The 15622-nt window shown below is 61.5% G+C and carries 11 protein-coding genes; 8 read left to right on the top strand and 3 right to left on the bottom strand.

What is annotated here, in order from left to right:
• Window positions 1-11: 11 nt before the first annotated feature.
• On the bottom strand, window positions 12-995 hold the full coding sequence (locus tag AC0L26_RS07415; protein WP_473631951.1) for a TAXI family TRAP transporter solute-binding subunit: 984 nt from the start codon (window positions 993-995) through the stop codon (window positions 12-14).
• A gap of 116 nt (window positions 996-1111) precedes the next feature.
• Between AC0L26_RS07415 and AC0L26_RS07410 the strand changes: the two genes are divergently transcribed.
• Window positions 1112-1984, top strand: a complete 873-nt coding sequence (locus AC0L26_RS07410; protein WP_473631950.1) for a MurR/RpiR family transcriptional regulator — start codon at window positions 1112-1114, stop codon at window positions 1982-1984.
• Window positions 1985-1995: 11 nt separating this feature from the next.
• Here AC0L26_RS07410 and AC0L26_RS07405 read toward each other — a convergent pair whose 3' ends face one another.
• Window positions 1996-3318 (bottom strand): aspartate aminotransferase family protein, encoded by a 1323-nt coding sequence (locus AC0L26_RS07405; protein ID WP_473631949.1) that lies wholly within the window; start codon window positions 3316-3318, stop codon window positions 1996-1998.
• Window positions 3319-3412: 94 nt separating this feature from the next.
• Here AC0L26_RS07405 and AC0L26_RS07400 point away from each other — a divergent pair, with 94 nt between their 5' ends.
• From AC0L26_RS07400 to AC0L26_RS07375, 6 genes are all read left to right on the top strand, one after another.
• The gene (locus AC0L26_RS07400; protein WP_473631948.1) at window positions 3413-4270 is read left to right on the top strand and encodes a beta-keto acid cleavage family enzyme; all 858 of its coding nucleotides are present in this window, start codon (window positions 3413-3415) and stop codon (window positions 4268-4270) included.
• A 734-nt stretch (window positions 4271-5004) separates the two neighbouring features.
• Complete coding sequence (locus AC0L26_RS07395; RefSeq protein ID WP_473631947.1) at window positions 5005-7737, top strand: AMP-binding protein; 2733 nt, start codon at window positions 5005-5007, stop codon at window positions 7735-7737.
• Window positions 7734-8717 (top strand): NAD(+) synthase, encoded by a 984-nt coding sequence (nadE, locus tag AC0L26_RS07390; RefSeq protein WP_473631946.1) that lies wholly within the window; start codon window positions 7734-7736, stop codon window positions 8715-8717. Before AC0L26_RS07395 ends, nadE begins: the two co-directional genes overlap by 4 nt.
• 3 nt (window positions 8718-8720) lie before the next feature.
• Window positions 8721-10742: an asparagine synthase (glutamine-hydrolyzing) gene (asnB, locus tag AC0L26_RS07385; protein ID WP_473631945.1), complete on the top strand. Its 2022-nt coding sequence runs from the start codon at window positions 8721-8723 to the stop codon at window positions 10740-10742.
• Window positions 10739-12295: a class I adenylate-forming enzyme family protein gene (locus AC0L26_RS07380; protein WP_473631944.1), complete on the top strand. Its 1557-nt coding sequence runs from the start codon at window positions 10739-10741 to the stop codon at window positions 12293-12295. The genes asnB and AC0L26_RS07380 overlap by 4 nt, the downstream gene beginning before the upstream one ends.
• 56 nt (window positions 12296-12351) lie before the next feature.
• Window positions 12352-12618, top strand: a complete 267-nt coding sequence (locus AC0L26_RS07375) for an acyl carrier protein (RefSeq protein WP_352930017.1) — start codon at window positions 12352-12354, stop codon at window positions 12616-12618.
• A gap of 73 nt (window positions 12619-12691) precedes the next feature.
• Here the strand turns inward: AC0L26_RS07375 and AC0L26_RS07370 are convergent, their stop codons facing one another.
• Window positions 12692-13384: a N5-glutamine methyltransferase family protein gene (locus AC0L26_RS07370; protein WP_352930014.1), complete on the bottom strand. Its 693-nt coding sequence runs from the start codon at window positions 13382-13384 to the stop codon at window positions 12692-12694.
• A gap of 421 nt (window positions 13385-13805) precedes the next feature.
• Here AC0L26_RS07370 and AC0L26_RS07365 point away from each other — a divergent pair, with 421 nt between their 5' ends.
• A complete protein-coding gene (locus AC0L26_RS07365) occupies window positions 13806-15548 on the top strand; it encodes a type I secretion system permease/ATPase (RefSeq protein ID WP_473631943.1) in 1743 nt (580 codons plus the stop codon).
• Window positions 15549-15622 lie beyond the last annotated feature (74 nt).

The following is a 15622-nucleotide window of genomic DNA, read 5'->3' as shown; positions in this document are numbered from 1 at the left end:
GGTCACGAAGCCTACTTCAGCCAGCCCTTCTCCTTGAAATATTTTTCAGCACCCGGATGCAGCGGCGCGGAATTTCCCTCCGACACCATCTTGGCCGGCTCGAGATTGGCGAAAGCCGGGTGCAGCGACTTGAACTCGTCGAAGTTCTCGAACACCGCCCTGGTCAATTGATAGACGCTCTCATCGGGAACCTTGGCCGAAGTGACCAGCGTGGCGAGCACACCGAAAGTCCCGGTATCATCGGGATTGTTTGCGTAAAGACCGCCCGGAATGATCGCCTTGGCGTAGTAGGGATTCTCGGCGACAAGCTTGTCCACGACCTCTCCAGTCAACGGCACCAGCTTGGCACCGCAGGTGGTCGTCGGATCCTGGATGTTCGCTGAGGGATGACCGACGCCGTAGAAGAACCCATCGATCTTGCCGTCGCAGAGCGCCGGGCCGTGCTCGTCAGCCTTCAACTCCGATGCGAGCGAAAAGTCGGCTAATGTCCAGCCCATCGCACCAAGCAGGCGTTCCATGGAAGAGCGCGTTCCGGAACCGGGATTGCCGACATTGAAGCGTTTGCCCTTGAAGTCTTCGAATTTCGTCACGCCAGCATTCGGATGCGCCAGGACAGTGAACGGCTCCGGATGGATCGAGAAAACCGCGCGCAGGTCGGTATGGGCGCCACCGTCCTTGAATGATTCCTGGCCTTTGAAAGCGTTGTACTGGACGTCGGACTGCGCCATGCCGAAGTCGAGTTCGCCTTCCTTGATCGTGTTCACGTTGAATGCCGATCCGCCGGTCGATTCGACCGAGCAGCGGATGCCGTGTGTCTTGCGATCCTTGTTGAGCAGGCGGCAGATAGCACCGCCGGCGGCATAGTAGACGCCGGTGACGCCACCGGTCCCGATGGTAACGAAATTCTGCTGCGCCATTGCGCTGGCCGAAAACAGCAGTGCGGCCGACAAGGCGGCGATCTGCGCTCCATGGCGTGCAATCCGGGCATGTATCATCTGGTTCTCCCTTGGTACTTTGCGTGCCGTCGCGGCCGTCCGGTGTGTTAGTGTGAGGCACGTCGATGCATGCTACGATTGTTGCGCTTTATCAATCAAGGGAAATGCTTGTTACAATGAATACGCGGGAGATGGGTTTCGACGCGCTTCTGGCGCGCATACTATCCGAACTCCCCGAACTAAGCTCGGAACTGCGCAAGGCGGCGCGGTTCCTGGTCGATCACCCGGACGAGGTGGCGCTGGTTTCAATGCGGGTGCTGGCCTCGCGATCAGAGGTGACGCCGACGACTTTCGTGCGACTGGCGCGGCGGCTGGGCTTCGGCGACTGGGCGGCGCTTCGCAAGCCGTTCGAAGACCGGCTGCGCTCCGGCAAGGCGCCTTTCGCGGCAAGGGCCGATGCACTTGTTATGCGCGGGTCGGAGGCAATCTTCGCGGAATCGCTGAAAACGACGATGGCCAATTTGGCAGTGGCCGAAACGGTCAATGACAACGACGAAATCGCAAAGGCTTGCGCGATCCTGGAGAAGGCGCAGCACATACGCGTCGCCGGGTTCCGAAGCTGCCGCGCGCCCGCTCACGCGCTCGTCTATCTCTGCCGGATGTTTCGGCGCGAGATCACGCTGCTCGGCGGCGACGGCGGTGCGATCGAGGCGGAACTCGCGGCGCTCGGAAAGAGGGACGCGGTCGTCGCGATCGGCTTTTTGCCTTATTCGCGTGAACTCGGGCCGGTGGTGGAGGCTGCACAACGACACAGCGTCCCGATTGTCGCGATCGCCGACAGCATGGCTGCTCCGATCGCGCGGCATGCCGACGTTACCTTGCGTTTCTCTACCGACAGCCCCTCCTTCTTCCCGTCGGTAACCGCAGCTATGGCCATCGTGGAAGCGCTGGCTGCAACGATGCTGGCGCGCAGCGGAACGGCGGCCGCGGCTCGTGTCAGGGAGACGGAACTGGAGTTACAGGCGTTCGGGGCCTATCTGCCGGAATGAGGAGCGCTGGGCTATGCCACCGCAGCGTCTATCGCGTCGCCGAGCCGTTCGACAACCGCGTCGATTGCCGCGGCGTCTATGATGAACGGGGGCGCAAGCAGCACATGATCGCCGCGCATGCCGTCGATCGTGCCTCCCGCGGGATAGACGAGCAGGCCGCGCGCCATCGCCTCGCGCTTGATCTTCGCATTGAGCTTCAGTTTCGGGTCAAAGGGCGCTTTGGTCGAGCGGTCCTCGACCAGCTCCACACCCATGAAAAGACCGCGCCCGCGAATGTCGCCGACATGAGCATGATTGCCGAACCGTTCGCCCAGTCGCCGCGAAAGATGTGCGCCCATCGCCCGAACATTGACGAGCAGATCGTCGCGAGCGATCACCTCCTGGACGGCCAGCGCCGCGGCGCACGCCATGGGGTGGCATATGTAGGTGTGGCCGTGCTGAAAGAGGCCGGAGCCTTCGGCAAAAGCGTCGAAGATGCGGCGCGAAAGCAGCACTGCGCCAATGGGCTGGTAGCCTCCGCCGAGGCCTTTGGCGATCGTCATCAGATCGGGCGCGACGCCGTCCTGCTCGCAGGCGTGCATCGTGCCGGTACGGCCCATGCCGCACATCACCTCGTCGAGGATGAGGAGCACACCGTAGCGGTCGCAGATTTCGCGGATGCGCCTGAAATAGCCGGGAACGGCAGGCACCGCCCCTGCTGTCGCGCCGACGACAGGTTCCGCGATGAAAGCCATCACAGTGTCCGCACCGAGTTCGACAATCTTGTCCTCGAGCGCCTGGGCGGCGCGCAGGCCGTAGGCCTCCTCGCTCTCACTGGCTTTCTGGTAGCGGTAGGCATAACACGGGTCGATGTGATGCGTATCGATCAGCAACGGGCGAAATTGGGCGCGGCGCCATTCATTACCCCCGGCGGCGAGAGCGCCAAGCGTGTTGCCGTGATAGCTCTGTCGGCGGGCGATGACGTTTCGCCGCTCGGGTCTGTCAGTCTCCACGAAAAACTGCCGTGCCATTTTGAGCGCCGCCTCCACCGCCTCGGAGCCGCCGGACACGAAATAGGCGTGGCTTATGCCTTGCGGCGCGCCGGCGACGAGCTTGTCGGCCAATGTCTCGGCCGGCTCATTGGTGAAGAAGCTGGTGTGGGCATAGGCGAGCCTGTCGGCCTGTGCGTGGAGCGCGGCCGTCACGTCGGGATGGCCGTGGCCGAGGCAGGAAACCGCCGCGCCGCCTGACGCGTCGATATAGGCGCGACCATCGCGGTCGAAGAGTTCTACACCCTTGCCGCCAGCCACGACGGGCAGGGTCGCATGGATCTGGCGATGCAGGATATGTGTCATGCTTTTCTCGATTGACGATGGCGCAATTTGAAGCGAACCTATCATGCAACATATGTTACATAATACGCAATACTGAAACAGTTGGACTACATCTATGACCGTCGACAGCGAGGTGCCCGGCCCCGGACTCATCGCGCCAACGGCGATCGCCGTTGCGCCGAATGGTGGACGGCGTGGCAAGGAAGACCACCCTGCCCTGCCGATCGGGCCCAAGGAATTGGCCCGGACCGCCGCCGCCTGCCTCGAAGCGGGCGCCGCCATGATCCATGCCCATGTCCGCGATCGCGACGGTGGCCATTTGCTCGACGCACATGCCTATCGCGAGATGACGAAAGCGATACGTGATGCGGTGGGCGAACGGTTGGTCATCCAGATCACCAGCGAAGCGATCGGTCGATACCAACCGGCCGAGCAGATGGCGGTGGTGCGCGCTACCCGCCCCGAGGCGGTTTCGCTGGCGCTGCGAGAACTGGTGCCGGACGTTGCCTATGAGACCGCCTTCGCGGAGTTCCTATGGTGGCTGAAGAGCGAGCGGATCGCCCCTCAGATAATCCTTTACGCGCCCGAAGAGGCGTCGGCCCTAGCCGACTTGCGGCAGCGCGGGCTGGTGCCTTTCGACGACATCCCGGTGCTCTACGTGCTCGGCCGATACACGCCGGGACAGGTTTCACGTCCGACCGACCTGCTTCCCTTCCTTGCGCAGGATCGACCGCGCTTCGCCCACTGGATGGTCTGCGCCTTCGGTCGGGAAGAAACCGCCTGCGTGACGGCCGGTGCGCTGCTGGGCGGCCATGTCCGCGTCGGCTTCGAGAACAATTTTACTCTCGCCGACGGCACAACCGCCAAGGACAATGCCGCGCTCGTAACCGCAACCAAATGCGCCCTGACCGCTTGCGGCGTCCGGGCCGCCCAGGCCGACGACCTGCGTGCCGCCTGGTCGATCCAGCGGTAGCTCTCGCCCGAACACGTCACCAACCGCGGCAAGACCCCGATACGTAAGCGATCCGTAAGCTGCCTTCAGTCATACTTCCCCGACAGATGGTTCGTCACACTTGTCAAAAATCTCTTTGCTACGCTGCAACCGAACCGTTTGACCGACGTTAGAATTTCGGTGGCGTTGGGGGGGCATTTATGCAGACGTATCTCGTCGAGCGAATGGAGGGCGATGACGTGGTCACGGTGCGTATTGTCAACGCGCCGAGCCCGTTCAAAGCCGCGGCGTTGTCCACAGATCGAAATGTTACCGTCCGAACGTGGGAAAAAGACTGGATCCGAGTAACCGACGAGAATCGGGGACATATTTTCGCGTACTGCTTTGTTTCTGATGAAGACTCCGACAGCAGCCGGCATGGCCCGCCAAAAGCGTCGGAAAAACCAAGAAAACCCCAAAGAGCTGATCAGAGAGCCGGGTAGCGCAAACTACCGATCTTTTGCTCCTCGCTGTGTCGCGCAAGTTACGAGAGCTCGTGACTGCGACGGACAGCGGGTGCCGATTGCCATACCTTGCGTCATATCGACAGAACCGCGAGCACCACGAGCTATGCCTATAGGGATGGTTGCGCCCGCTGGACGACAGCCCAGAACCGACCCCGGCCTTTTGGCGAACATCGCGGCTTCATCAGAATGATCGATGAAAACATTTCGGCCGGGGGCGATAAGTGACTTTAATCTTAGCGTGAGCCACTCATGTCTCCAGCGAATTTGGGATCAGAAAAGGTGCGTCTGGATCTAGGGGCGGACTGTCAACCGACGGCCTCCCATAGATGGTCAAACGTCCCGGATTACGCGCTTGACCAAGGCGGTCCGGTGCTGCGCCCTTATCAACGGATGGGCGCCGATTTTTCGGATGTCGCCGTCTTCGACCATCTGAGAAACGTCACCAGCCGATATCCCGACAAGCTTGCGATCAGCGACGGCACCAACCGCCTGACCTATTCCGAGCTTTTCCGGGCTGTCGAAATGCTGTCGCACCGGATCGCAGCCACCGTTCCCGACGGACAGGCGGTCGGAATTCTTCAGGCCAACTCGATCTGGTACCCTGTGGCGATGCTGGCGAGCATGGCTGTCGGGCGGCCTTCGGTGCCGCTCAACACGAGAGATCCCGGTTCGCGCACCAATGAGATCGTTGCTGCCGCGCGGCTCTCGGCCATCATAGGCGACGGAAATGTCCGCCCAGCCGATTTGGCGCAGGAGGTCCACTGGATCGATGTGACCACCAGCGTCGAGCCACAAGCTCTACCGATACACCAGTCCTGTTCCGTCTCCGTCGATGCGCCAGCAATAGTGCTCTATACTTCAGGCAGCACCGGCCGACCCAAAGGAATCGTCAATAGCCAGCGCAGTCTGCTGTGGCGGGTTCAGCAATATGTCGACGCATGCCATATCAACTCGGATGATGTTTTCCTGCCCTTGACCGGGCCGGCCACAATCGCCGGTTGCCGGGAGGTTCTCGCCGCCCTTCTCACTGGCGCCACTTTGCATCTTCTCGAGGTCGAAGCAGTCGGCTTGCGCGCCGTTCGCGGCCGAGTGAAATCCGAGGGCGTGACGATTACCTATCTGGTGCCGGCGCTGCTTCGCGCGCTCATGGCGGACAAGCCTGCCGACGCTTTCCGCTCACTCAGAGTGGCCCGGATTGGGGGCGAGAAGGTGTCTTGGGCCGATATCGCGCTGCTGCGCAAAGCCGTTTCGAAGACTTGCCTGATCCAGATCGGTTACTCGTCTACAGAGACAACCGGCTCGCAATGGTTCTTGCCGCGAGACTGGCCGGAGCAAGGCGCCTCGGTCCCTGTCGGGTGGCTGCTTCCTGGAATAACCTTCGCGATTGTCAACGAAAGCGGGCACCCCGTTCAGCCCGGCAAGAGCGGAGAACTCTTGATAAGAAGCCCGTTTGTCCTGCTTGGACAGTGGGAGAACGGAGCCGTCGTGCCCTTGGCATCGGATCCGGAGGATCCGGATCTTCGGATTTTCGCAACGGGTGATCTCGTCCAGCTCGACAGTCATGGCCTGCTGCGGATCGTCGGTCGCAAGGGGCGCCAGATAAAAATCAATGGTCGGCGCGTCGAACCAGCCGAGCTCGAACGGGTATTGCGCTACGCGCCTTCGGTGGAGGATGCGGTGGCAATCGTGACGGCGGCAAATGAGCTTGTCGCTTTCGCCGTTCCCCGGCATTGGGCCGGGGCAGCTTTTTCGGACGAGCTTCGACAGCTTGTCAGAACGAAGCTGCCGCCACCGCTGCGTCCCCTGCGCTTGCATACGGTCGCCGAGATTCCGCGCTTGGCGAGCGGTAAGGTCGACATGGCGGCGCTTGCGGAAATGGATCTCTCAGCCAGAAGGACAGTGCCGGCCGCGCAACCACCCAATTCAGGAAGCGAGCTGAAGACGCATCAGATAGTGCGGGATGCCTGGACCAAGATCCTCAACACGCGCGTGGCCGCAGGACGCTGGGACGATGCAGGAGGAGATTCGCTGAAGCTGCTGCACTGCGTCATGGAGATCGAAAGCGCCATCGGGCAGGAACTTGGCCTTGGGGATTTCACCGTCGGGATGAGCGTGGATGAAATGGTCAAGGCCGTCGTGTCGGCACAAGCAGGCGACCAGCGCGCGCAGGAACACGACCCGCCAATCCTTTTTCTGTTCCCGGGATCGGTCGGCTATGGCCCGAGCCTCGCCGCCTTTGCAGCCGCGATGGGCAAGGTCGCCAGAGTAGCCCCCATCAGGTACCCCGCCCTGGCGATGATATTGCGCGGCCAAAACACCCTCGCCACCATCGCCGATGCCGCGGTCGAGCAGATCCGCCGCGCCCAGCCAGCGGGTCACATACGACTTCTCGGCCATTCGCTCGGTGGCGCGGTCGCATTCGAAGCCGCAGCACGACTGCTGGCTGCCGGGCGATCCGTGAAATTCGTGGGAATCCTGGACACAAGCCTCATCGGCGAACGCAGCGACCACTGGGAGACGTTTACCCGGACATTCGATCGTATCCGGACCAACCGCATATCCGCCTACCGGATGGCTTGCCGCGCCCTTGCAAAAGTCACAGTCAAAATGGGGTTGGAGGCGCAGCTCACCCGAATCCTCGATCGCTATGCCCAGGGACAGTTCAACGCGACGAGTTTCAGGACCAAACTGGAACTGCAGGAGGTTTTGCGGGCGCGAGCGTTCTTTCAGTGGTTGGCGGGACCGAAGCCGGCGCTGCCGATTACCGGCACTTTGTTCCGCTGCGCTCGGCCAGGAATGCCTCCAGCCATCGGATGGGATCGTGCTTTCGCACATCTGGACGTGATTCCAATCGTCGGCAGCCACATCGACCTGGTCATAGAACCTCACCTCGCCACCAACCGCCCGCTGATCGAGAAGGCCGTGGCGCAGACCTATTCTTCAACCGAGTCTCGCAAACGGGAGTACGGGTCATCGACGTGATCTCTGGATTCAGCAAGGACGCCCTTGTACTCGATGCCCGCGCGGAGATCGATCGCATCGTGGAAGGTTTGCGAGAGCAAGTTTTCGGCACGTTGCGGCGGCGTGGGGCGGTTGTCGGCCTCTCCGGAGGCATCGACAGCTCCGTTGTCGCGGCGTTGTGCGCACGCGCGTTCGGGAAAGACAAGGTCCTCGGGATATTCATGCCGGAGCGTCATTCCTCCGACGACTCGCTCAGGCTCGGCCGCCGTGTCGCCGCGCAGCTTGGCATCGATACGGCGCTGGAGGACATAACACCCGCCCTCGATGCCGTCGGCGCCTACAGTCGACAGGTCGAGGCGATCCAGACCGTCGTTCCCCGGTACGGGGACGGCTGGAAATGCAAACTGGTGCTCGCGTCGGTTCTCGAGGGCAACGGGCTCAACATCACACGTCTCACGGTTCAGGACCCAGCGGGCAGGACCGACACGGTGCGTCTGTCGCCGGCAGCCTATCTGCAGATCGTCGCTGCAACCAACTACAAGCAGCGCCTGCGCAAGATGACCGAGTACTACCATGCGGACCGCCTCAACTACGCTGTGGCAGGGACGCCAAACCGGCTGGAGCATGACCAAGGATTTTTCGTCAAGCAGGGCGACGGAATTGCCGACCTGATGCCGATCGTCCACCTCTACAAGACCCAGGTCTACCAGCTGGCTGAATACCTGGGGGTGGATGAAGAGGTCCGGCGGCGGCCGCCGACCACGGACACTTTCTCCATGGCCCAAAGCCAGGAGGAATTCTATTTCGCGCTGCCTTACAATCTGATGGATCTGTGCCTTTACGGCTTGAACCACGGAATTTCTGCCGACGAGGTCGCGGCAGCTGCCGGCCTCACCACGGCCCAGGTTCAGAAAGTCTTCAAGGACATCGACAGCAAACGCCGTGCCGCACGCTATCTTCACGCACGGCCTTTGCTGTCTGCCGCAATGAGCGAGGCCTAAGCAATGTGCGGCATCGCCGGAATCGTGTCGCTGAGCGGCGCCGTGGCGCCACCTTCGCGCGAAGCGCTGATGCGCATGGCTGGCGCGCTCGCACATCGCGGCCCGGACGAGCGCGGTCTTTACCGCGACAAACGCGCCGGATTGGCGCACGCCCGTCTGTCTGTCGTCGATCTCTCCAATGGCCAGCAGCCACTCGCGGACGCAGGCGGCACGATTTGGATCGTCTTCAACGGCGAAATCTTCAACTACCTCGAGCTGCGTGAGAAGTTGATCGCCCTCGGCCACCGCTTCCGCACCCACAGCGATACGGAGGTCATCGTCCACGCCTATCGCGAATGGGGCGAGGCCGCCTTCGAGCGGATGAACGGACAATGGGCGGTCGCGATCTGGGACTCCGCGGCGAGCCGTCTCGTATTGTCACGCGATCGGTTCGGCATCTGCCCCTTGCACTTCTGCGAGCATGGGGGGCGGCTTTACTTTGCCAGCGAAGTGAAAGCGATTTTCGCGGCCGACATGGCCATTCCCCGCGCCCTCGATCCGGCCGGCATCGATCAGACTTTCACGCTCTGGACAGTCGTGCCGCCGCAAGGCGTATTTCAAGGAATCAGCGAACTCACCCCAGGGCATGTTCGCATTTACGACCGGGACACCGTTCGCGAGCGGGCCTTCTGGAAGCCTTGCTACCCTGAAATTTCCGGTCCGCGCCATAACGAATTCACCGGTTCGCTCGACGACGCGGTGGACCAGGTGCGCGGCGCCCTGGAGGCTGCGACGGCGCTCAGAATCGTGCAGGCCGACGTGCCTGTCGGCTGCTATCTGTCGGGCGGGCTCGACAGCTCTCTAGTCGCCACACTGGGAAGGCGCTACGCCGGCGAGCGGTTCCAGACCTTCTCCCTGCGCTTTGCCGACACTGAGTATGACGAGACCCGTTTCCAGCGTCTGGTCACCGGCGCAATCGGGAGCGAGCACCATGAGGTGGTGGTCTCGCGCAGCGACATCGCCGAGGTCTTTCCCGAGGTCATCTATCACACCGAGCGTCCGATCCTGAGGACCGCGCCTGCGCCGCTGTTCCTGCTTTCGAGGCTGGTGCGAGAACACGGCATCAAGGTGGTGCTGACCGGCGAAGGAGCCGACGAAATGTTCGCTGGCTACGACCTGTTCCGCGAAGGCAAGGTCCGCCGTTTCTGGGGCCGCCAGCCCGCCTCGACACGACGCTCGCGGCTGCTGGAGCGCCTCTATCCCTATCTCAGCCGCTCGCCGGTGCATCAGCAGGCAATGGCGCGCCAGTTCTTCGGGCGCGATATCCAGGCCTACGACGCGCCCGGCTTCGCACATGACACGCGCTGGCGCACCACTGGCGCTATCAAGCGATTGTTCACCGCCGACATGCGCGCCGAATCCGAGCGCCGTAATGCCGTATCCGAGCTGATCGCCCGCCTGCCGGCGGAGTTTCCGCGATGGGACTCTCTGGCGCAGGACCAGTATCTCGAGATCCAGACGCTAATGTCGGGATATCTGCTTTCCTCACAGGGGGACAGGATGCTCATGGCCCACTCTATCGAGGGGCGCTTCCCGTTCCTGGATGATGAACTTGTGAGGCTCGCGAATTCGCTTCCGGCGGCCTACAAGCTGCGCGTCCTCGACGAAAAGCACGTGTTGAAGCGCGCCGCGAAAGCGATCGTGCCGGAGGAAATCGTAGCCCGCAAGAAGCAGCCGTACCGGGCGCCCAACGCACTTTGCTTCATTGCCGATGATGCCCCGGCCTATGTCCGCGAAGCACTTTCGGAGACGGCGCTGCGCGCCGCGAACGTCTTCGATGCGAAGTCGGTGACGCGCCTGCTGGACAAGTGTCGAGCCAGGACTGGGGACGGCGATCTCTCCAACTCCGACAACATGGCGCTGGTCGGCGTGCTGTCGACCCAGCTCCTTCACCAGCAGTTTGTCGCAAGCCGTCCCGGTGGAGCCCACAAGGTCGACCTCACCGTCGACATCGACCACGAGCATCGCGAAGAGGTGCTGGCATGATGCATGACGCAGTACCGCTGCTGCATGACTACCTCGCCCACTCCGCCAGCCGGGTCGGCGGGAAAGTGGCGCTGGTGTGCGGCGGGCAGCGTGTCACCTATGGCGAGATCGAAGCGCGCTCCAACGCCATCGCGCAACACCTGGCCACGGCTGGGATCGCACGCGGCGATCGCGTGACGATCTTCGCCGACAACACCGTCGAGACGGTCATCGCCTTCTGGGCGGTGCTCAAGGCGAATGCCGTGGTGTGCATCGTCAATCCGCTCACCAAGAGCGACAAGCTCGATTATCTGCTCAACGACTGCCGGCCGACGGCACTGATCACCGACAGGCACCTGCACTCGGTCTTCAGCGAACCGGCGCGCAACTGCCCGTCATTGCGCCGGATAATCGTCTCCGGACCGATCGACGACGCCCAACTGACGGGATTGCCGCACGCAGTGCGCTGGGACATCGCGGTCGCCACCGGCGGCAGCGCACCGCCGGCACGCCGCTGCATCGATATCGATCTCGCTGCCATCATCTACACCTCCGGGTCGACAGGCGAACCCAAGGGCGTGATGCTGACGCACAGGAACATGATCACCGCGTGTACATCGATCGCTTCATACCTGGAGCTACGCGAAGACGAGGTGATCCTCAACGTCCTGCCCCTCGCCTTCGATTACGGCCTGTACCAGATGATCATGGCGTTTCGCACCGGCGCTCGGCTGGTGCTTGAACGCTCGTTCGCTTTCCCGGCGCAGATCCTCGGGCTGATCAAGGAAGAGAGGGTGACAGGCTTTCCCGGCGTGCCGACCATCTTCGCCGCACTCTCCGATCTCAAATCCCTGAAAGATCAAGACTTTTCAAGCATTCGCTATGTCACGAACACTGCAGCCGCCCTGCCGCTCAAGCATATTCTCATGCTCCAGGAGCTGTTTCCGGATGCGCGCATCTATTCAATGTACGGCCTCACCGAATGCAAGCGCTGCACCTACCTGCCACCGGAAGACCTTGAGCGAAAGCCGTTGAGCGTTGGGATCGCCATCCCGAACACGGAAATGTGGATTGTCGACGAGCATGACGGGCGGGTCGCCCCCGATGTCGTCGGCCAGCTCGTCATCCGCGGAGCGACGGTGATGAAAGGCTATTGGGGCAAGCCGGAGGCTACGGCCAGGAAACTCAAACCCGGTCCGCTGCCGGGCGAGCAGGTCCTGTACACCGGCGACTACTGCCGGATGGACGCCGAGGGTTACCTTTACTTCGTCGGTCGCGGCGACGAGATCATAAAATCACGAGGGGAGAAGGTCGCGCCCAGGGAAGTGGAAAACGTACTGCTGGATATTCCCGGCGTGCGGGAAGCTGCGGTCATTGGCGTTCCGGACGAGCTACTCGGGCAAGCGGTCAAGGCGTTTGTCGTGATGGAGCAAGGAAGGGTCATTGGCGAAAGGCAATTGCAGAAAGAATGCCAGAAGCGATTGGAGAACTTCATGGTTCCGAAGTCTATCGTGATCGTACCCAGCCTACCGATGACAGACACGGGCAAACTTAAGAAAACAGCCCTGTCATGAGGCGGTTTCTGGATGAACTTGACCAGCATTCATCTTTTGAATCGGAGGAGAATACAATGTTGTCTACCAAGGATAGAGCCGAAACCTGCAAGGACCAGATCCGCGCGTTCCTGGCGTCGAATTTCTACATAGCCGATGCGGATGCTCTGGAGAGCGACACGTCCCTTCTCGACCAAGGCATCGTGGACTCGACCGGGGTACTTGAGGTTATCGGCTTTATCGAGGAGACCTTCGGCATCATAGTCGAAGACAGCGAGCTCCTGCCGGAGAACCTCGATTCGATCCAAGGGATTGCGCAATACGTTCTCCGCAAGAAAAACTGATCGCCGAAATCTTGCGTAGCGCTGCGCTTTGCCCGCTGCAGCTCGACCGGGCCTGCCGCAGTCGCGGCGTGGCTCACGCTTGCGACATGGTATGCGCCACAACCACCCTGCCCTCGCCGGCCTCGTTCGTGACCGCGCGTATGGTTTCGTAGGCCCTGGAACGCTCCAGCAAGCTCATGACCTGCCGGTCCTGGCCGAGTCCGACCTCGAAGAGCAGGATGCCTCCGCGCCGCAAGTAACGCGGCGCATCCTTGATTACCCGCATATGAATGCTCAGGCCATAGGGGCCAGCCGCAAACGCCTCACGCGGCTCGAGCTCGGTCAAATGCGCACGGTCGCCCTCAAGCCGCTTGTCCGAAATATAAGGCGGATTGCAGACGATCACGTCGATCGTGCCCTCAAGTTCCAAGCCTGAGAAAGCGCTGAACAAATCGCCCTGAAGCACCGACACGCGATCCGCCATGCCGTGATGAGCGACGTTGCGACGCGCGATTTCGACGGAACCATCGGTGAGATCGCTCGCCCAGACACGCGCGGTGGGAGCGTAGTGCGCGATGGCGCACGCCAGATTGCCGGCCCCACAGCACATGTCGACGATGCGCGGCGCCGGCATGTTCATTTGACTGAGAACATCGAGAGCGGTCGCACCGAGCAACTCCGTCTCAGGCCGAGGAACGAGCGCACCGGGCGCGATAAGCAGCTCCAGCCCCATGAAGACGGTGCGGCCTTTGCTGTAGGCGTCGGCGACATTGATCTCTTCGCTCACGACAGACCTGCCTTCCTGAATTTACCGATACCCGACAACCGCGTATCAATTAAGTGTATCTCAAATTCATTAAATTCTCGATGGGCAGATCGAAAAACACTCGCTGCCATAGGCTTTGAAGACATCATGCAACAAAGAGTGATCACAAGCCTCTCATCTGTCGTATGGTTGGGAATATTGTCTCATCATTGGGAGTATTCCCTTTTCCCTGCCGGTTATCCCCAGCCTCGCGCGACCAATTCCCGAATTCTCTGACCTGCGCCACGATTTTGCTACATTTTGATCAAATGGCACATACGTGAGCAACTCGTAATGTTTCAGTAGCTAACGGAACGCAACCGCTTTCCGCAAGGCAAGAGGATTTACCCATCATCGTTACCAATAAGATTGCGCGGCTTCTCCGCGCGAAAGACCGCAGATCATGAAGTCTACGCAAGGGCGCTCGCCCGATCTACGTTCTGCTATGTTCGGTTCAATGCACGGACTGGTTGGCGTCGGCGTTTTCTCGGCAGTGATAAACGTTCTCGCCTTGACCGGCTCCGTCTACATGCTCCAGATCTACGATCGCGTGCTGCCTTCGCAGAGCGTGCCGACCCTTGTCGGATTTACGATCGGGATGCTGGGCCTCTACGCGGTCTACGGGCTTCTCGATTTCGTCCGGCTTCGCCTGTTGGTCCGCATCGGCAGCCGCCTGCATAGAAATCTTCAGCAAAAGGCGTTCGCTGCCTCGCTTTCCTTGCCGCTCACTGCAGGGCAGGATGCGAACCGGGTGCAGCCGCTTCGCGATCTGGATCAGCTGCGCGGCTTTCTTTCCGGACTGGGGCCAACAGTCGTCTTCGACGCTCCCTGGATACCGTTTTACATGGTGGTCATCTATCTGCTGCACCCTTCGCTTGGTGTGCTGGCAACGCTTGGCGCGGCTGCTGTCGTACTTTTGACGGTCGTCGCGGAAGTCGTTGCCCGCAAGCCCGCCGCGCGTGCGTCTGAAACGCTCGTCGCACAGCGGCTTCTTGCCGATTCCGGCCGCCGCAACGCTGAAGTTGTCCAGGCGATGGGTCTTTCCGCCCAGCTCGGTCGGCGCTGGAACGAGATCAGTCATCTTTATCTCAAGAACCAGGAACAGCTCTCCGATGTCGTCGGCGCAGCGAGTTCATTGTCGAAAACACTCCGAATGGCGCTGCAATCGTCCGTACTGGGGCTGGGCGCGTATCTCGTGATCGGCGGCGAGGCTTCGCCCGGCGTGATCATCGCATCGTCCATATTGCTGGGCCGCTCATTGGCGCCGGTCGACGTGGCGATCGCAAACTGGAGAGGGTTTCTGGCCACCCGGCGAAGCTATTCCGATCTGGCGGCAGCGCTGGACGCTTTCGGCAGCCAGAACGACCCTATGGAACTGCCGCGCCCGCAGACACAGCTTGTCGTCGAGGAACTGACGGTCGCGCCACCAAGCCTGCAGAGACCAACGCTCGTCAATGTAAGCTTTCGCTTGTCGAGTGGCGCGGGGTTGGCGATCGTCGGCCCGAGCGGCTCCGGCAAAACGACGCTCGTGCGTGCTTTGGTCGGGGCCTGGAAGCCGCTTCGCGGAACGGTAAGGTTGGACGGCGCCTCGCTCGATCAATGGAATTCGGAGCTGCTCGGCGCTCATATCGGCTATCTGCCCCAGGACGTTGAGCTCTTCGACGGAACGATCGCAGACAACATTTCAAGGTTCGGCGGCAAGAGCGATGCCAAAGGCGTGCTGGCAGCCGCCAGGGCTGCGGGCGTGGACAAGATGATCATGCGGCTGCCGGAAGGTTTTCAAACGCGCGTCGGCGAAGGCGGAGCGGCCCTGTCGGCTGGCCAGAGGCAGCTGGTCGGGCTCGCCAGAGCACTTTATGGCGATCCATTCCTTGTCGTTCTCGACGAACCAAATTCCAATCTGGATGCCGACGGCGACGTTGCCCTGGCCGGGGCAATCCTGGCGGTGCGCCAACGCGGCGGCATCGCAATCGTCGTTGCGCATCGTCCGTCAGCTCTCGTCAACATCGATCAGGTACTCGTCTTGTCGAATGGCATGCTCCATTCCTTTGGCTCGCGCGAAGACGTTCTGGCAAATGTGATCCGGCCCTTCCCGCGGCCAAATACTGTCGTCCCGCTGCAGCAAGGGGCAAGCGGGCATGCGTGAGGGATCGCCAGTGTCTAACATGACCATGTCGTCATATGCTGCGGTCGGTGGCGAAAGCCAATCGGCTGGGGCAA

The organism is Mesorhizobium sp. WSM4823 (assembly GCF_055811195.1).
This window is presented reverse-complemented; position numbering and strand designations above follow the sequence as displayed.

Bases quoted from the DNA above. Each gene is read 5' to 3' on its own strand.
- AC0L26_RS07415 (WP_473631951.1), bottom strand. From the start codon at position 995: ATGATACATGCCCGGATTGCACGCCATGGAGCGCAGATCGCCGCCTTG.
- AC0L26_RS07410 (WP_473631950.1), top strand. From the start codon at position 1,112: ATGAATACGCGGGAGATGGGTTTCGACGCGCTTCTGGCGCGCATACTA.
- AC0L26_RS07405 (WP_473631949.1), bottom strand. From the start codon at position 3,318: ATGACACATATCCTGCATCGCCAGATCCATGCGACCCTGCCCGTCGTG.
- AC0L26_RS07400 (WP_473631948.1), top strand. From the start codon at position 3,413: ATGACCGTCGACAGCGAGGTGCCCGGCCCCGGACTCATCGCGCCAACG.
- AC0L26_RS07395 (WP_473631947.1), top strand. From the start codon at position 5,005: ATGTCTCCAGCGAATTTGGGATCAGAAAAGGTGCGTCTGGATCTAGGG.
- asnB (WP_473631945.1), top strand. From the start codon at position 8,721: ATGTGCGGCATCGCCGGAATCGTGTCGCTGAGCGGCGCCGTGGCGCCA.
- AC0L26_RS07380 (WP_473631944.1), top strand. From the start codon at position 10,739: ATGATGCATGACGCAGTACCGCTGCTGCATGACTACCTCGCCCACTCC.
- AC0L26_RS07375 (WP_352930017.1), top strand. From the start codon at position 12,352: ATGTTGTCTACCAAGGATAGAGCCGAAACCTGCAAGGACCAGATCCGC.
- AC0L26_RS07365 (WP_473631943.1), top strand. From the start codon at position 13,806: ATGAAGTCTACGCAAGGGCGCTCGCCCGATCTACGTTCTGCTATGTTC.